The organism is Micromonospora sp. NPDC018662 (assembly GCF_044391475.1).
Classification (GTDB): Bacteria; Actinomycetota; Actinomycetes; order Mycobacteriales; family Micromonosporaceae; genus Micromonospora.
The window spans coordinates 899,139-919,138 of record NZ_JBISAC010000002.1; the positions used below are offsets into that span (position 1 = coordinate 899,139).

Here is a 20,000-nt window from a genome sequence, read left to right on the forward strand (position 1 = left end):
TCTGCATGATCACCCGACTTCTCGTCGCCAACCGGGGGGAGATCGCCCGCCGGATCCTCGCCACCTGCCGCGCGCTCGGCGTGGACACGGTCGCCGTGCACTCCGACGCGGACGCCGACGCGCCGTTCGTGGCCGAGGCCGACCAGGCGGTCCGACTGCCGGGGAACACGCCGGCCGAGACGTACCTGCGCATCGACCTCATCCTCGACGCGGCCCGCCGGGCCGGCGCGGACGCCGTCCACCCCGGCTACGGCTTCCTCGCCGAGAACGCCGAGTTCGCAGCGGCGGTCACCGACGCGGGCCTCACCTGGGTGGGTCCGTCGGCGAAGGCGATCGCCGCGATGGGCGACAAGATGGCCGCCAAGGCGATGCTCGCCGACGCGGGCGTGCCGATGCTGCCCACCTGGACCGACCCCGACCAGGTCACCGCGTTCCCGGTGCTGGTCAAGGCCAGTGCCGGCGGCGGCGGCCGGGGCATGCGGATCGTCCGCGACGCGGCCGGGCTCGCCGAGGCCGTCGCGGGCGCGCGCCGCGAGGCGGCGGCGGCGTTCGGCGACGGCACGGTCTTCATCGAGCGGTACGTCGAGCGCGGCCGGCACGTCGAGGTGCAGATCTTCGGCGACACCCACGGCACGGTGGTGGCGCTCGGGGTGCGCGACTGCTCGATCCAGCGCCGGCACCAGAAGATCGTCGAGGAGGCGCCCGGGGTGCTGCCCGACGACGTGCGCGAGCGGCTGCACTCCGCGGCGGTGGCCGCCGGCCGGGCGGTCGACTACGTCGGCGCGGGCACCGTGGAGTTCCTGCTGGCGCCGGACGGGCAGGTGCACTTCCTGGAGATGAACACCCGCCTCCAGGTGGAGCACCCGGTCACCGAGCTGACCACCGGCCTGGACCTGGTGCGGCTGCAACTGCTGGTCGCCGAGGGCGAGCCGCTGCCGGTCACCGGCACGCCGGCCCCGGACGGTCACGCCATCGAGGTGCGGCTCTGCGCCGAGGAACCGGCGCAGGGTTTCCGTCCGGCCACCGGCACGCTGCACCGGTTCGCGATCCCCGGCGTCGACGCCGAGTTCGGGCCGTCGCGCGGGCTGCGCCTGGACTCGGGTGTGGTGGACGGCTCGACGGTGGGCGTGCACTACGACTCGATGCTGGCCAAGCTGATCGCCTGGGCGCCCACCCGCGCCGAGGCGGCCCGTGCCCTGGCCGGCGCGCTGGCCCGGGCCGAGCTGCACGGCGTGGCCACCAACCGGGACCTGCTGGTCCGGGTGCTGCGCAGCGGCGAGTTCGCCGCCGCCGACGTGGACACCGGCTTCCTGGACCGACACCCCGAGGTCTTCGCACCGCTGCTGCCGGCCGACCAGCTCCCGCTGGCCGCGCTGGCGGCGGCGCTGGCCGGTGCCGCCGCGCGCCGGGCCGCCGCGCCGGTGCTGGCCGGGCTGCCCTCGGGCTGGCGCAACGTACCGGCCGTCCCGCAGGTCACCCGCTTCACCGACATCGAGATCCACTACCGCCTCACCCGCACCGGCGCCCTCGCCGAGTGGGGAAGGCGGGGGCCCCGCTTAACGGATTCGGTAGAGGCGGGGGCCCCGCCTAACACCCCGACGGTGGAGCTGGTGTCGGCCGCGCCGGACCGCGTGGTGCTCGACGTGGACGGGGTGCGGCGGGCTTTCCGCGTACACCGGGTGGGGTCGGACGTGTTCGTGGACGGCCCGGACGGGGCGGCGAGCCTCACCGAGCTGCCGCGCCTGCCCCCGCCCACCGTGGAGCTGGCGGCCGGGTCGCTGCTCGCGCCGCTGCCCGGCGCGGTGACCCGGGTGCACGTCGAGGTCGGCCAGCGGGTCGCCGCCGGCGACCTGCTGCTGACCCTGGAAGCGATGAAGCTCGAACATCCCGTGCTCGCCCCGGCCGACGGCGTGGTGGCGGCGCTGCCGGTCGCGCCCGGCGGCCAGGTGGAGACGGGCGCCGTGCTGGCCGTGGTCGACCCCGAGGAGGACCCGCAGTGAACTTCGACCTCACCGCCGAGCAGGACCAGCTCCGCGACGCCGTGCGCGCGCTGGGCCGCAGGTACGGCCACTCCTACTTCGTGTCCAAGGCCAAGTCGGGGGAGCACACCACCGAGCTGTGGCACGAGGCCGGACGGCTCGGCTACCTCGGCGTCAACATCCCCACCGAGTACGGCGGCGGGGGCGGCGGCATCACCGAGCTGGCGCTGGTCTGCGAGGAGCTGGCCGCGGCGGGCTGCCCGCTGCTGCTGCTCGTGGTCTCCCCCGCCATCGCCGCCACCGTGATCAACAAGCACGGTACGGAGGAGCAGCGCAAGCGGCACCTGCCCGGCCTCGCCGACGGCTCCCAGAAGATCGTCTTCGCGATCACCGAGCCGGACGCCGGGTCGAACTTCCACCGGCTCGGCACGGTGGCCCGCCGCGACGGCGACGACTGGCTGCTCACCGGCCGCAAGGTCTACATCTCCGGCGTCGACGAGGCCGGCCACGTGCTGGTGGTGGCCAGGACCGAGGATGCTTCCTCCGGCAAGCTCAAGCCGGCATTGTTCATCGTGCCGACCGACGCGCCCGGCCTGGAGAAGTCCAAGCTGGACATGGAGATCCTGTCCCCGGAGAACCAGTTCCAGCTCTTTCTCGACGACGTGCGGCTGCCGGCCGATGCGCTGGTCGGCGAGTCGCTGGACGCCGGCCTGCCGGCGCTGTTCGCCGGCCTCAACCCGGAGCGGATCACGGTCGCCGCGATGGGCGCCGGCACTGGCCGCTACGCCATCGAGAAGGCGTCCGACTACACCGCCACCCGCAAGATCTGGGGCGGGCGGTCGATCGGCTCGCACCAGGGCGTCGCGCACCCGCTCGCGCACGCCGCCGTGCAGGTCGAACTGGCCCGGCTGATGATCCACAAGGCGGCCACGCTCTACGACGCCGGCCGCGACCTGGAGGCCGGTGTCTCCGGCAACATGGCCAAGTACGCGGCCGGCGAGGCCGCCGCGCTCGCCGTGGACACCGCCGTCCAGGCGCTCGGCGGGGCCGGCATGACCACCGAGTACGGCGTGGCGACGCTGCTCGGCGCCGTGCGCGCCGGCCGGATCGCCCCGGTCAGCCGCGAGATGATCCTCAACTTCGTCGCCCAGCACGTGCTGGGCCAGGACAAGTCCTACTGACCGGTGAGTGGAACGCCATGGGTGCCTCCGGCCTCGTTTGACACCCATGGCGTTCCACTCCCGGTCGTTTCCTTCAGCGGGTGGTACACCATGGGTGTCAAAACGGGTGGGAGGGCACCCATGACGTTCCACCCGAGCGGTGGCGAGACTGGTGAGGTGGAGCGGGCGGGTGAACGGCTAGCTGGACCTCGGCCCCTACCTGGCGGACTTCGCCGAGCTGTCGGGCGGCGCGTCCACCCGCCACCTCGCGGAGGTCGTGCGGTGGTCGGCACCCGACGAACGGTCGAGACGCGAGCGGGACCGCTGGCTGACCTCCGACATCCCGGCCGAGTTGCTGTGGGCTGCGGCGGTGGCCGACGCGGGAACCCCACTCGGCGACGAGGCAGCCGACCTGACCGACCTGCTCCGCACCACGCGCTGACCCGGCCACCGGGCTGGCTCAGGTTCGGGCGCGGTCACGGGGCAGATCTTGGAAGCAAATGGCCCCCGGAGGGGCCCTCATCTTCCAAGATCCGGTTGCGGGGGCGCGTCAGGCGTCGACTGTGCACGCGTTCCCGCAGATCTTGGTACGCGCCCGCCCTGGAAGGGCGCCCCCGTACCAAGATCCCACGTGAGCCGCGCCGGTCAGCGGACCGTGCGGCAGGCGGCGTCGATGCGGTGGACCGGACGGACCCGGCGACCCAGCCCCTCCAACAGTGAGTCCTCCACGTGGAAGTCGCGCACCCGGAGCTGCCGCCGGGGCAGTTCGTCCTCGCTCGGGCAGAGCACCTGCGCGCGTACCTGGCCGACCGGCAGGTAGCGGACGCCGCCACGCTCCTGGAGCAGCACCACGTCGACGTCGTCCACGGTGACCACGTGACCGCGGACGTCCTCGGTGACGCCGGGTGACGTCTCGACAGTGGTGACGGTCAGCGGCAGCACCGGTGTGCTGATCACCGGCAGCGCGGCCCAGACCAGCATGGCCAGCACCGCCGCCTCGGTGACCGAGGCGAGCGGCCGGACCACCGCCGCCGGCAGCGGGCCGGTCACGAACAACGCCAACACCGGGGGTACGACCAGCAGCGCCAGCGCCAGCGTCTCCCCCTGGCGGCCGGCGTCGAGCAGGGTGGGCCCGAGCAGCCAGAGGTATCCGGCGAAGCCGGCGGCGAGCAGCAGCAGGCGGGGGACCCGCTGTTCGTGCAGCCGTTCCGGGCTGAGTTGGAACGCGGCCACGAACGCCGGCAGCAGCAGCGGCAGGTAGAGCAGCGGCCAGGTGACCAGCGCGAGCAGGAAGCTGGCCACCGCGAACCAGGCCGGCGTGCTGTCCACCCAGCGGGCGAAGAGCGGCCGGCGGATTCCGGGTGGCATCCGGTCCACGCTGACCCGGAGCACCGCGCCGAGCGCGAACACCGCGACCAGGGCGGTGGAGAGCAGCGCGGCGGCGGTGGTGAGGAAGCCGGCCAGCAGGTTGACCGTGCCGACGTTGGCCACCAGCAGCAGCGTGGTCTGCAACTCGCCGCCCGCCTCGACGCCGAGCCGCAGCACCGAGAAGACGGCCGGCACCCCGACCACCGCCGTCCAGAACGACTGGGTGGCCCGCGCGCGGCGCTCGGCCGGGTCGGCCGGCGCCGGCACGGCCCGGGTCGGCGCGGCGGCACCCGGGCCGGCAGTGGCAGCCCCCGGACCGGCGGTGCCGGCACCCGACCCGGCCGCACCCGCCGTTACGGCGTCCGCCGGGGCGGTCATCGCCGGGGCGCCTTGTCGTCGAAGTCGACGAGCTTCGGCACGTTCAGCGGCTGCGGCTGGGACTTGTCCGCCTTGAGCCACGGCCCGAGCGTGCGGTTGTACGCGGTCAGCCACGGGCTGCTGATCCCGTCCCGCCCCTCCAGGTAGCTCTTCTGGAGCGCGAACGCGACCAGGTCACGCAGCGCCGGGTCGCCGATCGGCACGCCGATGCCGAGCAGCTCACTGGTGCCGAACGGCATGTCGACGATCTCGAACTCGGTGGGGAACTGGGAGAGGAAGCCGGCCAGGATGGTCTCGTCGGAGCTGACCGCGTCGTACCGCTTCTCCCGGATGCCCCGCACGCAGTCGCCGACGGTCTTCACCACGTACGCCCGGACCTGGTGTTTCTCCAGCTCCGCCTCGGTGGTGGAGCCGCCGCTGGTGCAGACGCGCAGCCCCGGCCGGCGCAGGTCCTCGATGGTGCGGACCTGGTCGCGCAGGCGCGTCGGCACCATCACCTCCTGGGTGGTGACGAAGTACGGCCCGGCGAAGCTGATCAGCTTCTCGCGCTCCTCGGTCATCGAGAAGCTCGACACGACCAGGTCGACGGTGCCGCCCTGGAGTGCGGGAATGCGGTCCTCGGTGGCCAGCGCCACCCACTGGATGCGCTGCTCGCCCTGGAAACCGAGGGACGCGGCGATGTAGCGGGCGATCTCGACGTCGAAGCCGGTGTGCGCGCCGTCGCGCAGCTCGCCCATCAGCGGCTCGGTCTCCGACACCCCGATCTTGACCTTCGCCTGGCCGTCGATGTGCGAGTCGTGCAGCTTGTCGAGCACCGAGGGCAGCGGGGGTTCGCGGCGGTTGTCGCAGCCGGCGGCCGCGGCCAGGGTGAGCGTCAGTGCCACGGCCAGCGTGGTGGCGAGGGAGCGGAGCCGGCGGGAAGAGACCTCGGGCATCGGGCACCTCGATCGCGGGACACGACTACGGGACACTCAGGGTAGCGACCGCCACACAATGTGCTGTGTGGCGACTGCCCGGGGTACGGCGGGCGCCCGATCGCCCGCCGTACCCCGGGGGTCCGTCAGCGGACGGTCAGCGTGCCGACCCCCGGCCGCGGCGTGGCCACCGGCGGCAGCCGCTTCGGCTCGCCCCGACCGGGCGCACCGGCGCGGGCCAGCTCGCTCTTGGACGCGGCCACCCGGCCGGCGGCCGGGTCCTCCTGGAACGGCTGGGCGTCACCGACGCAGAGCGTGCCCTTGGCCGGCACCTTGCCGGTGAGCAGGTACGCGTCGATCTTGCCGGTCGCGCACGCGGAGGTGCCGTACGCGGTGTGCCCCCAGCTGTCGCTGCTCAGCAGCCGGCTGTTCGGCAGCAGCGCGGCCGAGCCGACCGCGCCCTGGTAGTTGGTCGCCGGGTCCCAGTAGTTGCCGACCACCAGCACCGGGGCGGTGGTGGTGCGGTTGAACGGGCCGGTGTAGGCGTCCTCGTCACGCACGGTCCAGGTGTTGCGGGCGCAGGGCGAGGTGCCCCAGGCCCAGGCCCGCCCGAAGTAGGGCGCCCGCTGGTCCTCCCTGGCCGACAGCGCCGGCCAGGCGTCCGCGCTCTTCGGGTGGTACGCGTCGGTGCAGTCCACGGTCAGGAACGTCTCCAGCCCGTTGTTGTACGGGAAGTCGTACCCCCGCTGCTGCCGGGCCTGCGCGGCGCGGGCGGCGAGCGCCTGGCGGGCCGTCGCGGCGGCGGCCTTGCCGGCGGCCGGGTCGGTAGCGGTCAGCAGCTGCTCGGTGATGTCCACGACCGACTGCCAGCCGTACGGGTCGTAGAGCGCGCTGAGCGTGGCGCCGACGAAGTCGGCGTAGCTGACGGTGAACGAGCCGTTGTCCGGGTCGTCGATCACGGCCGGCTTCTTGCGCAGCCGCTTCGCCACGGTCTCGTAGCCGGCGACCGGGTTCCCGCGGGCGGCCAGCGCGCACTGCTCGGCGCCGGCCTTGCCGCACCGCACCAGGATCTCGTGCAGCGCCTTGTACGCGCCGTCGGCGCTGCGCAGCCGCGCCTCCTGGACCTGGTTGCGGGCCTGGCCCTGGCCGACCCAGGCGTTCGGGTTGAGCACGCCGTCGACGACGAGCGCGCGGAACCGGTCCGGGAACATGTTGGCGTAGTACTGCCCGAGCGCGGTGCCGTAGCTGAAGCCCAGGTAGCTGAGCTTCTTGTCGCCGACCGCCCGGCGCAGGACGTCCATGTCGCGGGCCACCTCGGCGGTGGACGCCGCGCCGGTCAGCGGCTTGCCGGTGGTCGAGCACGCCGTGCCGACCGCCTTCGAGGCGGCGACGTACGCCTTCTCCTCCGCCTTCGTCCACGGGAACGCGACGTTCAGCCCGCCGTACGCCTTGGTCTGGTCCTTCACCGTGCGGAAGCACTTGATGTTGTCGCTGGCCTCGACGCCGCGCGGGTCGACGCCGACCACGTCGAAGCGGTCGAGCAGGTCGTCGCCGAGGAAGTAGGGCGCGGCGAGCGCGATGCTCGTGCCGGAGCCGCCCGGGCCACCCGGGTTGAGGAACAGGCTGCCGACCTTGTGCTGCTGGTCGCGGGCCTTGACCCGGAGCAGCGCGACCTCGGTGGTGGCGCCCTTCGGGTTGTCGTAGTCCAGCGGCAGCCGGACCGTGGCGCACTCGGCGTAGTCGTAGCAGGCGTACCAGTCGAGCTTCGGCGTCGGTACGCGATCCACCCGACGCGCCTCGGCCGCGCTGGTGCGGTCGTACGTCGTCGGTTGCGGGGTCGGCGCCGCCACGGCGGGCGAGACGGCCGACCCGGCGAGGAGGATCCCGGCGATCCCTGTTGCGGCGAGGGACCGGATTACACGGGGCATGTGACTGCCTTCCGGTGGGGAACAGATCCGTCGAGGGAACCTCGACCCCCGTCACTCTAGGATTCGACAGCCATCGGAGGTGACCCCCAAAAGCGGATCGACACCGCAAAAGACCAAGTCATGTAACGATTTTTTCTCGATCGACGCTTTTCGCACTCCGATGTGGAGCGCCGAGTGACGGGAAGCCGTCCCGGGCCGGCGGTTGACAGGTCGACGCGCTGGGCCATGCTTGTCGGGTGAGTTCGTTCCCGAGGTCCGATGCGCGGGTGAAGGCCGTCGCCGCGTCCGCGGCGACCGTGGCGGCGCTGGTGACGCTGGCGGTCTGGCGGCCGCCCGGCATCCTGTCGGTGGTGCTGGCCCTGGTCTGCGTCGTGCTCGGCATGGTCGCCGGCGTGACGATCACCGCCGCCCGGCAGTCCCCCGCCGGCAGCGTCACCCCACCGGCCGAGGGCTGGCCGGCCCCCGACCCGGACCACGGCGTGGACGCCGACACCCTCCAGGCGATCGACCCGCGCGCGGTGCGGAACCTGCGCACCCCGGGCGGCCCGCCGGTCGACGCGGACACGTTGGAGGCGCTCGACCCCCGGGCGGTCCGCCGCCTGCGCGCGGCCGGCGCGCTGGACGCCGACACGCTGGAGGCGCTCGACCCGAGGTCGGTGCGGCAGCAGCGGCCGGTGAACGGGGTCAGCGACCGGTGAGCGTGGGGCGGGCGAGCGCGTTCACGCCCTGCCCGGCCAGGCAGCGGTAGGTGCGGTCGGGCTCGCTCTCGGCCGGCGGCAACACCTCGAGGTTCCACCCGGTCGCCGGTTCGACGCCGCTGACCAGCCGGAACGTGCCCACGTTGCAGACCTTGCGGACGGTCGGGTCGGCGACGACCACGTCGTGCCCGGCCCCGGTGAGACCGCTCGGCAGGTCACCGGCGGCGTACGTCTCCCAGGTGTGCTGGCCGTCGCACGGCACCCGGCTCGCCTCGGCGCGTTCCCGACGGAGGCGTACCGGGCCGTAGCACTCCAACTCGGGCGCGCAGCGCGCCCCGGCCGGGAGCCGCACGTCGGCGGACGCGCAGCCGGGCAGCGGTGTCGCCCCGGCCACGCCGGTGGCCACCGGCGTCGGCGACACCACCGGCGGGGTGCCGCCGGCCAGCCACGCGCCGCCGCCGGCCGAGGCGGCCAACGCGAGCACCCCGGCCCCGCCGAGGAACCAGCGCCGCGGCCAGCGCCGGCTCCGCGCCGGGACGGTCGGGTGGTCGTCCTTGACCGGCTGCCGCGGGCTCGGGCCGCCGGTGCGGTCGTACGGGCCGCCGGTGCGGTCGTAGGGGCCGCCGACGAACGGGGGCGCCGGGGTGCCGGGGTCGAGCGGCAGCGCGGCGAGCAGGCCGCGCAGCTCGACGGCGGAGGGGCGCGCGCCCGGATCGTTGGACATGCCCAGGCGGAGCACGTCGATCAGCTCGTCGGGCACCCCGGGCAGGCCGGGGATCGGATGCTGGAACATCTCCAGCACGGTGACCAGGCTCGGGTTGCGCTCGGACTGCCAGCGCGGCGGCCGACCGTGCATCACCGCGTAGAGCGTGGCGCAGAGCGCGTAGACGTCGACGGCCGGGCTGGGCGGGCTGTGGCTGAACATCTCCGGCGGCGCGTACGCCGGGGTGAGCACCTCCAGCGTGACCGAGGCGTCGCGCACCTCGGCCAGCACCGCCAGACCGAAGTCGGCCAGCACCGCCGAGTTGAACTCGGAGTGCAGGATGTTGGCCGGCTTGACGTCGCGGTGCAGCACCCCCGCCGCGTGCGAGTGGGCCAGCGCGTCGGCGATCTTCACGCCGAGGTCGCGGGTCTCCAACGCGTCCAGCGGCGAGGTGCGCATCCGTTCCGCGTACGAGCCGTCGCACAGCTCCATGATCAGATAGGGGTGCTGGTCGACGGTGACCCCGACGTCGAAGAGGTCGACCACGTGCGGGTGCGACGACATCCGCCCGGCGGCGCGGGCCTCGCGCAGGAAGCGGGCCTGGTCGCGCTCGCTGTCCAGCGTCCGGTTCTCGACCTTGACGGCCACCTCGCGCCCCACCGAGATCTGAGTGGCCCGGTAGACGGTGGCGTAGCCGCCCCGGGCAAACACCGACAGGTCGGTCAGACCGGGCACGATGGGCTGCCGCAGGGCGCCGGGCGGGGTCTCGGTCACGGCTCGAAAATACCCAACGGTCCCGGTCGGTCAGCGCGCCGCGTCGGAGGCGGGCACCGGCGCGGAGCCGTCCGGACCGGACGGGACCGCCGGAGCGGCGGCCCCACGGCGGGCGTCCCACCACAGGCCGGCGGCGGTCGCGAGCGCGCCCAGCCCCTCCCAGGCGGCCACCCCGAAGAACCGGTCCGGCGCCACGTCGGAGAGCACCGCGATGGTGAACACGGTGAACGTGACCAGCCGGAACCAGACCGTGAAGCGGTAGAACGGCCGCCACTCGGTGGCCACCGCGAGCAGGTAGTAGACCCCCATGTTGAACGAGGCCATCGAGGACGCGGTGAGGAACGTGCCGGTGTAGTCACCGGGGGCACGCTCGGCCGGCACCTCGAAGCCGAGCAGGCGCAGCTGCGTCTCCGGCCAGATCAGACCCAGCGCGCCGAGCAGCAGCGCCAGGAGCCCGAAGACCGCGATCGTCCAGCCGGCGCCGGAGCGCGGCAGCCTCATCGTCCCTCCCCACGAACTCCTCCGGCGGCGCTCGCCGGCCGCACCACGCTAACCGGCCCCACCGACGAGCACATCCCCGGAACCGGCAGAACAGGGGTGCTCAGCCGGCGACGAGGCGGGCCCGCAGCGCGTCCGCGGCGACCCGCTCGCTGAGCTGCTCGGTGGCGTACGCCAGGCGGACCGCCTCGTCGGCGCTGGCCAGCGCCTCCGCCGGACGGCCGGCGGCGTCCAGCGCCTCGGCCAGCACCAGCCGCGCCACCACCTGGCTGCGGACGTCCTCGGCCGGGGCGGCGACCGCCCGCTGCGCCCAGTCCAACGCCTGCTCCCGCTGACCGTGGGCGAGCAGCGCGGCAGCGTACCGGGCCATCGTCTGCCGCCGGGAGATCAGCAGTGAGGGCGCGTTCGCCGCCACCATGGCCACCGGGGCGAGCAGTCCCACCGCGGTTCCCGGGTCACCGGCCGCGACCCGGGCCATCGCGAGCAGCACCCGCGGCGCGACCTGGGCCGGCGCCTGCGGGTTGTGCGGCTCCACACTGGTCAGCACCGACCGGGCCTCCCGCTCGGCGGTCTCGCAGTCGCCCATGTCCAGCGCGACGAAGCCGCGCAGCGTGCCGGCCATGCCGGTGAGCAGCGGATGGGTGGTGCGACCGGCGTACGCCAGCGCGTCGGAGAACAGGTCGGCGGCGTGCTCCGGCTCGCCCAGCCCGCGCGCCACCACGCCGCGCACCACCAGCGCGAAGCCCTGCCCCCAGTCGTCCCCCACCTCGGCGAAGTCCCGGTACGCGCGCCGCGCCGCCCGGTCCGCCTCGGCCAGATCACCCAGCTCGGCGGTGGCGTACGCCTCGACCGCCCGCAGCGTGCCCACCGCCCACGCCTCGCCGACCCGCTCCCCGAACGGCAGGAACACCCGGGCCAGCCGACACGCCTCCCGCAGCCGGCCGGCGAGCAGCCGGGCGAACGCGGTGGTGCCGCGCAGCCAGGCCCGCCCGTACGGATCCTTCAGCTCGGCGAACAACCGGGCGGCCCGGCCGAGCACCGCGTCGGTGCCGGCGAAGTCGCCCCGGGTGGTGGTCACCCAGGCCAGGTTCTGCAACGACCAGGCCTGCCCGCGCGGATCCTTCGCGGCGAGGCTGACCTGGTAGGAGGCGGCCAGCCGGCTGCTCGCCTGCCCCAGCCGGCCGGCGACGAAGTCGGCCATGCCGAGCCGGCGCATCGCCGAGGCCCGCAGCGTGGGCAGGTCGGCGTCGGTGGCCACCTGCAACGCCTCGGAGTAGCTGCGTTCGGCGCGCTCCACGTCACCCAACGTCTGCTGGGCCTGCCCGGCCAGCAGCAGCGCCGCGGCCCGGGTCGCCGGTTCGCCGGCGTTCGCGGCGATCTTCTCGGCCGAGGCGAGCGCGTCGGCCGGGCGGCCGATCTGCAACAACGCGCGGGCGTGCACCACCCGGTCGGCCGGGGGCACCGCGCCACGGGCCAGCTCGGCCGCGCGTTCGGCGTACTCGACGGCCAGCGCCGGCTCGCCGACGCGCAGCGACCGGCGGGCGGCCCGGCCCAGCGCGGACATGCCCAGCGAGGCGACCGCCCGAGCCGGCGCGTCCGGGCGGAGCTTGACCGCGTCGGCGAGCGCGGTCGCCCGTTCGACGTGCGCGGCGACGAAGTCGTCCCGGGCCGCCTCGGTGAACCCGCCCGCCGGGGCGCCCGCCTCGGCGACGCTCTCCGGGGCCGCCCAGCGGGCCAGCGCGGCGTGCCGCTCGGCCAGCTCGGCCTTGCTCACCCCGGTGTACGCGGCCTCCCGCATCAGCGGGGTGGCGAACGCGAACCCGGTGCGGGTGCGGTGCAGCATGCGGCGTTGCAGCAACTCCTCGACGGCCCGGTCCAGCTCGACCGCGGCCACCGCGGCCGGCCGCCCGTCCCGCCCGACCCGCTGTTCGCGCAGCGCCTCCAGCGCGCCGGCGGCCACCGTGTCGCCGACCACCGCGGCGTCCCGCAGCACCGAACGGGCGTCCGGTGGCAGCGCGTCGATCCGCGCCGCGAGCACGGCGGCCAGGTCCCGGGAGAGCAGCCGGCTGCCGAGCGAGCCGGGGGCCAGTCGCCAGGCCACGTCCGCGCCGCGGCCCGCGCCGGCGGTCAGCGCGCCGCGTTCCATCAGCAGCGTGACCAGTTCGGCCAGGTAGAACGGGTTGCCCTGGGCGGTGGCGAGCAGCCGGTCCGCGTCGGCCTGGGGCAGTCGGCCCCCGGCCAGGTAGCTGGTGAGCAGCCGGGCCGCGTCCGCGCCGCGCAGCGGCGGCAGCGCGTGCACCTCGGCGTCCGCGAGCCGGGTGAGCGCGCCGGCGGTGCGCACCAGCTCGGGACGGCCGAGCAGCAGCACCAGCACCGGCCCGGTGAGCCGGTTGAGGGCCAGCGCGAGCGCCTTCACCGTCTCGGCGGTGGCGTCGTGCAGGTCGTCCACCACGATCACCAGCGGCGCCTCGCCGGCCAGCGCGCTGAGCAGGTCCGCGACCGCGTTCGGCACCACCTCGGCGTCCGACGGCACGGTGGCGGCGTTCCACTCGACGCTCTCCGTGGCGGGCGGGAGTTCGGCGTACCCGAGCAGGGCCAGGAGCTGGTCCACGGCGATCGGCGGCGGGTCGCCGGGGAGCCGGGCGAGGCGCTGGCCGAGCCGGCGCAGGCGTTCCTCGACGGCCGCCCGGGTGACCGCGGTCGCCGCGTCGGTGGGCAGGCCGACGGCGGCGCGGACCAGGTCGGCCAGGGGTGCCAGCCGGCGCCGCTCGCCGAAGGCGGCGCAGCGGACCGAGAGCACCCGGGCGCCGGTGTGTGCCGCGTACCGGCCGGCGCCGACGTCGTAGCCGGCGGCGAGGCGCTCCACCTCGGCGGCGAACCGGGACTTGCCGATGCCCGCCTCGGCGGTCATCAGCAGCACCCGAGGCTCACCCCGGTCGATCACCTCGGCGAGCCGGCCGGCCATCCGGCCGATCTCGGTCTCCCGGCCCACGTAGGGCGCCTCGTCGCCGAGGCCGGACCGGGTGCCCGGCGCGTCCAGCAGGCCCAGCAGCTCGTACGCCTCGACCGGCTCACGCTTGCCCTTGAGCCGCAGCGGGCGCAGCGCCCGCCAGGAGGCCACGTGCCGGGTCGCGGTGGAGGTCCGCGCGCCGGCGTAGATCGCGCCGACCGCGGCGGCGTCGGCGAGCCGCGCGGCGGTGTTCACCGTGTCGCCGATGACTGTGTATTCGATGGCCGCCTGGATGCCGGCGATGACGTCGCCGGTGTTGAGCCCGACCCGCAGGCCGAGCGGCGCACCGCCGCCCCGTTCGTCGTCGAGCACCCGACGGACGGCCCGCTGCATGGACAGCGCCGCCCGGACCGCCCGCTCGGCGTCGTCCTCGTGCGCGACCGGCGCACCGAAGACCGCCATGATCCCGTCACCGGTGAGCTTGTCGACGTGCCCGCCGAACGTCTTGACCGCGCCGGCCAGGGCGGCGAGCACCCGGTCGGTGACCGCGCCGACCCGCTCCGGGTCCAGGTCCTCCGACCAGGAGGTGAACTCGGAGAGGTCGCCGAAGAGCACGGTGACCACCCGGCGTTCGGCGGCCGGCAGCGTGGCGGCGGCCGGCAGCGCCGCGCCGCAGTTGTGGCAGAACTTCGCGCCGGGCACGGCGACGGTCCCGCACACCGGGCAGGTCACGGCTGCTCCACCCCGAGGTGTTCGAGCTGGGCGCGGACCGACCACTCGGCGGCCCACCACAGCGACCGGTCGACGTCGGCGTAGACCACGGCGACCACCTCGGGCGCGGTGGTCGCACCGGCCGCCACGGCGGCGCGCACCTGGTCGAGCCGGGCCCGCCGGTGGGCCAGGTAGAACTCGGCCGCCGCGCCGCAGTCGGCCAGCGCCGGGCCGTGGCCGGGCAGCGCCGGGATCCCCCGGTACGTCGAGAGCAGCTCCAGGCTGGACAGGTAGTCGCCGAGGTGGCCGTCCGGGTGGGCGACCACTGTGGTGCCCCGGCCGAGGATGGTGTCGCCGGTCAGCACGACCCGTTCGCCGGCGTGCTCGACCAGGAGGCAGACCGAGTCGGCGGTGTGCCCGGGGGTGGGCAGCAGCCGGATGTCGAGCCCGGCGTCGAACGCGGTGGCCGTGGTCAGCGGCGGGCCGCCGGCGGTGTGCGCCGGGTCGGCGGCGAGCACCGGCACGCCGCCGAGCAGCTCACGGAGCCGGGGCGCGCCCTCGGTGTGGTCCGGGTGCCCGTGCGTGATCAGCACGAGCCCGACCGGCCGGTGCGCCGCGATCGCGGCCAGGTGCCCCTCGTCGGCCGGCCCCGGGTCGACCACCACGGCCGGCGCGTCCGGCCCGGCGCGCAGCACCCAGGTGTTCGTCCCGTCGAGCGTCATCGGCCCCGGGTTGGGCGCGCGCAGCAGCGAAACCCACCCCGGCAGTTCCTCCGCCAGCGCCCCTGCGGCCCCCACCAAACGCCCACCCATGGCAGCGATCGTACGACCCCGCCCGCCACTCCCCGCGATCTTGCACTTCCGGCCCGGGGTTTGTCCTCGTTCGGGGCTTGTGCCGGGGCGGAACCTGCAAGATCGCGGGGGTGGGCGTTACGCGACCTCGACGATGACCTCGACCTCGACCGGGGCGTCGAGGGGGAGTTCCGCCACGCCGACGGCGCTGCGGGCGTGGCGGCCGGCCTCGCCGAAGACGGCGCCGAACAGGTCGGAGGCGCCGTTGATGACGGCGGGCTGGCCGGTGAAGCCGGTGGCGCTGGCCACGAAGCCGGTCAGCTTCACGATCTTGACCACGTTCTCCAGCCCGACCAGCGCGTCGATCGCGGCGAGCGCGTTCAGCGCGCACCGCTCCGCCAGGTCCTTCGCCTGGTCGGCGGAGACGCCGTTGCCGACCTTGCCGGTGGCGAGCAGCTTGCCGTCGGCCATCGGAAGCTGACCCGAGACGTAGACGTGCTGCCCGGACTGGACGGCCGGCACGTAGCTGGCCACCGGCGGCACCACCTCGGGCAGCGTGAGACCGAGCTCGGCGAGCTTCGCGTGCGGTCCGTTGCTCATCGCGGTCAGCCCTTCGGGCGCTTCAGGTAGGCGACGAGCTGCTCCGGGTTCGGGCCGGGCACCACGGAGACCAGCTCCCAACCGTCCTCGCCCCAGTTGTCGAGGATCTGCTTGGTCGCGTGGACCAGCAGCGGCACCGTGGCGTATTCCCACTTCTGCATCGGAGGAGGGCTCCCTTGCCTGACTTGGACGTCGGTCAGGCACAGCCTACGGTCCGACCGCCTCAGCCGGACGCGGGACGCTGCTCCGGCGCGGGCGGCTCGCCACAGGGGCCCTCGTGCTCGTAGCGCTGCGGACAGCGGCCACGGTCGGGCAGCAGCAGGTCGCAGAAGACGCGGTGCCGGTTGTTCTGGTCGTCGGCGGTGGAGACGGTGGTCTCGCCGGCGTCCAGCTCGGCCAGGAAGCCGAGCGAGGTGGCCACGATGCCGGCGAGCGCGGTCGCGGCCGCCAGGTCGGGCACCCGCACCGGCAGGTGGATGACGTAGCCCGGCTCCTCCTCGTCCCGCCGCCGGCCGGCCGGCCGGAGCAGGGTGCGGACCACCTCGACCGGGGGCCGGTACGAGCGCTCGTTGAACGGTGTGCCCGCGCCGGGACCGTCGGCGTCGCCGGACCGTGCGGCCCGGTCACCGGGGGAAAACTGGGCTCGGGGAACGTTCTCCGCGTCGCGCATCCGCTGCCTCCGGACGTCATACCTGTTCATGGGCACCATCGTGCGGCTCGGAATCCCCCGGTCCGGCCGCCGTGTCGGGACGAACGTAGGACGTGGCCGGGTGCCCCGACAACGGGACGCGCATGACTGATCACGTCGAGTCACATATGTGACACAAGACTGGTCCGGAACGCGACGGCGTTCTCGCGTCCGGCACGTCATGACGCGGGGCTGGCAAGCGGCCCGCCGACCGCTACCCTTCCGGACTGGGCGCGCGCGGTCGCGCGTCCACCACCTCGACCCCGTGCCCGTCGCCTGGGGCGGCGACGGGCGCGCCGCAACCCGGGGGAGACCGATGACCCAACCGCCCGCCGGTGGCACTACCGGCACGCCCGGCGAACCGATCCCGCAGCCGAACTCCGCCGGGGCCACACCGCCGACCGGGCCCGGCCAGCCACCGCCCGGCTCCGGCCCACCACCGGGGCTCGGCCACCCGCCGTACCCGTCCGGGGCGCCGCCGCGCAAGCGCCCGACCCTGCTGATCGTCTCGCTCGTGCTGGCCGCGGCCGTCCTGCTGTGCGGCGGCGGTGGCACCGCCGCGTTCCTCGCGCTCCGCACCGGCGAGGACGGCCAGGGCGCGAAGGAGCCGCAGGTGGCGGTGGACGGGTTCCTCAAGGCCGTCTACCAGGACCGGGACGCCGACAAGGCGGCCACGTTCGTCTGCTCCGCCGCCCGCGACGACGAGAAGATCGCCGCCAAGGTCGCCGAGGTGCAGAAGTACGCCGGGCAGTACCAGAACCCCCGGTTCCGCTGGACCAGCCCGACCGTCGACAACCAGACCGGGGACCGGGCCACGGTCTCCACCCGGGTCACCATGACCACCGCCGACGAGAAGGTCGCCGATCAGGAACTGCGCTTCACCGTGGTGCGGAAGACGGGTTGGTGGGTCTGCGAGGTCGCCTGATCCCACCGGCTGGTTAGGCTCGACGGGTGGCAGCGAGTGAGCAGCCGGCCGAGTCCGCCGGCAGATGGCCGGGCCGCCTGCACGTGGTGACCGGCAAGGGTGGCACCGGGAAGACCAGCGTGGCCGCCGCGCTGGCCCTCGGCCTGGCCGCCGGGGGCCGGCGCACGCTGCTGGTCGAGGTCGAGGGGCGGCAGGGCATCGCCCAGCTCTTCGGCACCGACCCGCTGCCGTACGAGGAGCGGCACCTCACCGACGCGCCCGGCGGCGGTGAGGTGCGGGCGCTGGCGGTCGACGCCGAGGAGGCGCTCCTCGAATACCTGGACATGTTCTACAAGCTCGGCGCGGCCGGCCGGGCGCTGCGCAAGCTCGGCGCGATCGACTTCGCCACCACGATCGCCCCCGGGCTGCGCGACGTGCTGCTCACCGGCAAGGTCAAGGAGGCCACCACCCGCACCAGCGGGTCCCGCCGGGCGTACGACGCGGTGGTGCTGGACGCGCCGCCGACCGGGCGGATCGGCCGCTTCCTCAACGTCACCGCGGAGACCGCCCGGCTGGCCAAGGTCGGCCCGATCAAGACCCAGAGCGAGGGCGTCTCGGCGCTGCTCCGCTCGCCGATGACCGCCGTGCACGTGGTGACGCTGCTGGAGGAGATGCCGGTCCAGGAGACGCTCGACGCGGTGGCCGACCTGACCCAGTTCGGCTTCCCGGTCGGCCGGGTGATCGTGAACGGCGTCCGCCCGCCGGTGCCGGCCGGCCGCGCGGTGACCGCGGCCGAGCTGAAGCGCGGGTTGGCCGCCGCCGGCCTGCCGACCGACGCGCGGACCGTGGCCGGGCTCGCCGAGGAGGCCCGCGACCAGCGGGTACGCCGTGAGCTGGAGGATTCACTCCGGGGTGACCTGGTGGAGTTGGGACTGCCCCTGACCGAGCTGCCGTTGCTGCCCGACGGCGTCGACCGGGCCGGGCTGGAGACGCTGGCCGAGACGCTCGTCCGGGCGGATTGACTCACACCTGAGGCCGGCCCGGAGCAGAGAGCCCCTCGGGACCGATACGCTCGATTGGTGCCTTCCGAAGACGCGGCGCCTCCGCTGGACGTCGACCAGATCCTCGCCGACCCCGGCGTGCGGATCGTGGTCTGCTGCGGGGCGGGCGGTGTGGGCAAGACGACCACCGCCGCGGCGCTGGCGCTGCGGGCGGCCGAGCGGCACGGCCGGCGGACGGTGGTGCTCACCATCGACCCGGCGCGCCGGCTGGCCCAGTCGCTCGGCCTGACCGAGCTGGACAACACCCCCCGGCAGGTCAAGGGCCTCGACGTGGAGGTCAGCGGCGGCGAGCTGCACGCCATGATGCTCGACATGAAGCGCACGTTCGACGACGTGGTGCTCCAGCACACCGACCCGGCGAAGGCGGCGGAGATCTTCGCCAACCCCTTCTACCAGGCCATGAGCTCCACCTTCGCCGGCACGCAGGAATACATGGCGATGGAGAAGCTGGGCCAGCTCCACGCCCGGGGCGAGTGGGACCTGATCGTGGTGGACACGCCGCCGTCGCGCTCGGCGCTCGACTTCCTCGACGCGCCGGCCCGGCTGTCGCGGTTCCTCGACGGCCGGATGCTGCGGTTGCTGCTGGCCCCGGCGCGCAGCGGCGGCCGGAGCATGTTCAGCCTGGTGACGGCGAGCTTCGGGATGTTCTCGAAGGTGGTGCAGAAGGTGCTCGGCGCGCAACTGCTCACCGACCTGTCCGGCTTCGTCGCCGCACTCGACTCGATGTTCGGCGGGTTCCGGCAGCGGGCCGAGCAGACGTACCGGATCCTGCAGGCCGGGGAGACCGCGTTCCTGCTGGTCGCGGCGCCGGAGCCGGACGCGGTCCGGGAGGCCGCCTACTTCGCGGGCCGGTTGCGCGACGAGCGGATGCCGCTCGCCGGGCTGGTGCTGAACCGGGTGCACCGGCCGGCCGCGGCGGGGCTGTCCGCGGAGCGCAGCCTGGCCGCTGCGGAGCGGCTGGCGGGCGTCGGCGGGCACGAGGGCAGCGTCGAGGTGCTGCGCGCGCACGCCGCGCTGGCCCAGCAGGCGGATCGGGAGCAGCGGGTGGCGGCCCGGTTCACCGAGGCGTTCCCGGCGGTGCCGGCGGTGTCGGTGCCGGCGCAGCCCGCCGACGTGCACGACGTCGACGGGCTGCGGACGATCGGCGAGGCGATCAGCCGGCGGTGAACACGCCGGCCGGGCCCGCGGTCAGGAGGTGGCGGTGGTGACCAGGATCTTGTCCTTGCCGGCCTTCTCCTTGGCGTTCTTCTTCATGGCCGCCTCGAACATCTTGCGCCAGCTCGTCACCTGTGGGTGACGACGGAGCAGCGCGCGGCGTTCCCGTTCGGTCATGCCACCCCACACACCGAACTCGATCCGGTTGTCGAGCGCGTCGGCCAGGCACTCGTACCGAACTGGGCAGCTCCGGCAGATCCTCTTCGCCACGTTCTGTTCGGCGCCCTGTACGAACAACGCGTCCGGGTCCCCGTTCTGACACGCCGCCAGTGACGGCCAGTCAGTGATCATGCCCATCTGTACACGTCCCCCCTTGCAGTACCTACCGACGTCGCGCGAGCAGCCTCGAACTTCCCCCCGATCGTCCGGCCGGCCTCCCCAGGGCGGCGCGGACGACGTGTGACTGCGATCGCCGCCACCATCATGCTGTGTAGTCACCCGATTACGCAACGTTGTCGGCGAAATCCCTAATTTCCGGACACTCCCGGCTTCCCGGGCCTTCGCCCGCCGTCTACCCGGCCCCGGTACGGAAAAACGCCGCGCCACTCCCCCGTTCGGAGGAGACTTCTGCGGATCTCGCGCAACCTCGCACCAGGGTTCGTGCGTTTAGCACAACGAGGCCGGCGCGGGATGGAAATGGGGAAAGTTCCCCGTGCGCCGGCCGATCCCTGCTCGCGTAC

General features: G+C 74.3%; 17 protein-coding genes and 1 pseudogene. 7 read left to right on the plus strand and 11 right to left on the minus strand.

Annotation, left to right across the window (positions count from 1 at the left end; genetic code table 11):
• Positions 1-5: 5 nt before the first annotated feature.
• From ACH495_RS09660 to ACH495_RS09670, 3 genes are all read left to right on the plus strand, one after another.
• Positions 6-2,000 (plus strand): biotin carboxylase N-terminal domain-containing protein, encoded by a 1,995-nt coding sequence (locus ACH495_RS09660; protein WP_396857254.1) that lies wholly within the window; start codon positions 6-8, stop codon positions 1,998-2,000.
• Positions 1,997-3,160, plus strand: coding sequence for an acyl-CoA dehydrogenase family protein (locus tag ACH495_RS09665; RefSeq protein WP_396857255.1), 1,164 nt, complete (start codon positions 1,997-1,999; stop codon positions 3,158-3,160). The genes ACH495_RS09660 and ACH495_RS09665 overlap by 4 nt, the downstream gene beginning before the upstream one ends.
• A 256-nt stretch (positions 3,161-3,416) precedes the next feature.
• Positions 3,417-3,581, plus strand: a complete 165-nt coding sequence (locus ACH495_RS09670; protein ID WP_396857256.1) for a hypothetical protein — start codon at positions 3,417-3,419, stop codon at positions 3,579-3,581.
• Positions 3,582-3,784: 203 nt separating this feature from the next.
• Here the strand turns inward: ACH495_RS09670 and ACH495_RS09675 are convergent, their stop codons facing one another.
• The 3 genes from ACH495_RS09675 to ACH495_RS09685 form a co-directional block, all read right to left on the minus strand.
• A complete protein-coding gene (locus tag ACH495_RS09675; RefSeq protein WP_396857257.1) occupies positions 3,785-4,885 on the minus strand; it encodes a hypothetical protein in 1,101 nt (366 codons plus the stop codon).
• Positions 4,882-5,820 (minus strand): transporter substrate-binding domain-containing protein, encoded by a 939-nt coding sequence (locus ACH495_RS09680; RefSeq protein WP_396857258.1) that lies wholly within the window; start codon positions 5,818-5,820, stop codon positions 4,882-4,884. Before ACH495_RS09680 ends, ACH495_RS09675 begins: the two co-directional genes overlap by 4 nt.
• Before the next feature lie 125 nt (positions 5,821-5,945).
• Positions 5,946-7,727: an alpha/beta hydrolase gene (locus ACH495_RS09685; protein WP_396857259.1), complete on the minus strand. Its 1,782-nt coding sequence runs from the start codon at positions 7,725-7,727 to the stop codon at positions 5,946-5,948.
• A gap of 266 nt (positions 7,728-7,993) precedes the next feature.
• On the opposite strand from ACH495_RS09685, the gene ACH495_RS09690 reads away from it, so the two are divergent.
• A complete protein-coding gene (locus tag ACH495_RS09690) occupies positions 7,994-8,425 on the plus strand; it encodes a hypothetical protein (protein ID WP_396857260.1) in 432 nt (143 codons plus the stop codon).
• Here the strand turns inward: ACH495_RS09690 and ACH495_RS09695 are convergent.
• The 7 genes and pseudogenes from ACH495_RS09695 to ACH495_RS09725 form a co-directional block, all read right to left on the minus strand.
• Positions 8,412-9,902: a serine/threonine-protein kinase gene (locus tag ACH495_RS09695; protein WP_396857261.1), complete on the minus strand. Its 1,491-nt coding sequence runs from the start codon at positions 9,900-9,902 to the stop codon at positions 8,412-8,414. The two genes, ACH495_RS09690 and ACH495_RS09695, sit on opposite strands and share 14 nt — an antisense overlap.
• Before the next feature lie 30 nt (positions 9,903-9,932).
• Positions 9,933-10,403 carry a hypothetical protein gene (locus ACH495_RS09700; RefSeq protein WP_396857262.1) on the minus strand — a complete coding sequence of 157 codons (471 nt, stop codon included), beginning with the start codon at positions 10,401-10,403 and terminating at the stop codon, positions 9,933-9,935.
• A gap of 100 nt (positions 10,404-10,503) precedes the next feature.
• Complete coding sequence (locus ACH495_RS09705; RefSeq protein WP_396857263.1) at positions 10,504-14,082, minus strand: adenylate/guanylate cyclase domain-containing protein; 3,579 nt, start codon at positions 14,080-14,082, stop codon at positions 10,504-10,506.
• On the minus strand, positions 14,079-14,873 hold the full coding sequence (locus ACH495_RS09710; protein ID WP_396857264.1) for an MBL fold metallo-hydrolase: 795 nt from the start codon (positions 14,871-14,873) through the stop codon (positions 14,079-14,081). The genes ACH495_RS09705 and ACH495_RS09710 overlap by 4 nt, the downstream gene beginning before the upstream one ends.
• Positions 14,874-14,990: 117 nt before the next feature.
• Complete coding sequence (locus ACH495_RS09715) at positions 14,991-15,452, minus strand: RidA family protein (RefSeq protein ID WP_396857265.1); 462 nt, start codon at positions 15,450-15,452, stop codon at positions 14,991-14,993.
• Between the two features lie 5 nt (positions 15,453-15,457).
• Positions 15,458-15,613, minus strand: coding sequence for a DUF4177 domain-containing protein (locus ACH495_RS09720; RefSeq protein ID WP_013289021.1), 156 nt, complete (start codon positions 15,611-15,613; stop codon positions 15,458-15,460).
• Between the two features lie 46 nt (positions 15,614-15,659).
• Positions 15,660-16,122: pseudogene (locus ACH495_RS09725) on the minus strand (hypothetical protein).
• 334 nt (positions 16,123-16,456) lie between these two features.
• Between ACH495_RS09725 and ACH495_RS09730 the strand changes: the two are divergent.
• Genes ACH495_RS09730 through ACH495_RS09740 form a run of 3 tightly spaced genes read left to right on the plus strand, consistent with a single transcriptional unit; the run spans position 16,457 to position 19,272 of the window.
• Entirely contained in the window at positions 16,457-17,065 is a 609-nt protein-coding gene (locus tag ACH495_RS09730) for a hypothetical protein (protein WP_396857266.1), read from the plus strand.
• A 26-nt stretch (positions 17,066-17,091) separates the two neighbouring features.
• Positions 17,092-18,066: an ArsA-related P-loop ATPase gene (locus ACH495_RS09735; RefSeq protein ID WP_396857267.1), complete on the plus strand. Its 975-nt coding sequence runs from the start codon at positions 17,092-17,094 to the stop codon at positions 18,064-18,066.
• A 54-nt stretch (positions 18,067-18,120) separates the two neighbouring features.
• Positions 18,121-19,272 carry an ArsA family ATPase gene (locus ACH495_RS09740; RefSeq protein ID WP_396857268.1) on the plus strand — a complete coding sequence of 384 codons (1,152 nt, stop codon included), beginning with the start codon at positions 18,121-18,123 and terminating at the stop codon, positions 19,270-19,272.
• A 21-nt stretch (positions 19,273-19,293) separates the two neighbouring features.
• On the opposite strand, the gene ACH495_RS09745 is transcribed toward ACH495_RS09740, so the two are convergent.
• Positions 19,294-19,617, minus strand: a complete 324-nt coding sequence (locus tag ACH495_RS09745) for a WhiB family transcriptional regulator (protein WP_396857269.1) — start codon at positions 19,615-19,617, stop codon at positions 19,294-19,296.
• Between the last annotated feature and the right edge of the window lie 383 nt (positions 19,618-20,000).

Bases quoted from the DNA above. Each gene is read 5' to 3' on its own strand.
- ACH495_RS09660 (WP_396857254.1), top strand. From the start codon at position 6: ATGATCACCCGACTTCTCGTCGCCAACCGGGGGGAGATCGCCCGCCGG.
- ACH495_RS09675 (WP_396857257.1), bottom strand. From the start codon at position 4,885: ATGACCGCCCCGGCGGACGCCGTAACGGCGGGTGCGGCCGGGTCGGGT.
- ACH495_RS09680 (WP_396857258.1), bottom strand. From the start codon at position 5,820: ATGCCCGAGGTCTCTTCCCGCCGGCTCCGCTCCCTCGCCACCACGCTG.
- ACH495_RS09685 (WP_396857259.1), bottom strand. From the start codon at position 7,727: ATGCCCCGTGTAATCCGGTCCCTCGCCGCAACAGGGATCGCCGGGATC.
- ACH495_RS09700 (WP_396857262.1), bottom strand. From the start codon at position 10,403: ATGAGGCTGCCGCGCTCCGGCGCCGGCTGGACGATCGCGGTCTTCGGG.
- ACH495_RS09710 (WP_396857264.1), bottom strand. From the start codon at position 14,873: ATGGGTGGGCGTTTGGTGGGGGCCGCAGGGGCGCTGGCGGAGGAACTG.
- ACH495_RS09715 (WP_396857265.1), bottom strand. From the start codon at position 15,452: ATGAGCAACGGACCGCACGCGAAGCTCGCCGAGCTCGGTCTCACGCTG.
- ACH495_RS09720 (WP_013289021.1), bottom strand. From the start codon at position 15,613: ATGCAGAAGTGGGAATACGCCACGGTGCCGCTGCTGGTCCACGCGACC.
- ACH495_RS09730 (WP_396857266.1), top strand. From the start codon at position 16,457: ATGACCCAACCGCCCGCCGGTGGCACTACCGGCACGCCCGGCGAACCG.
- ACH495_RS09745 (WP_396857269.1), bottom strand. From the start codon at position 19,617: ATGGGCATGATCACTGACTGGCCGTCACTGGCGGCGTGTCAGAACGGG.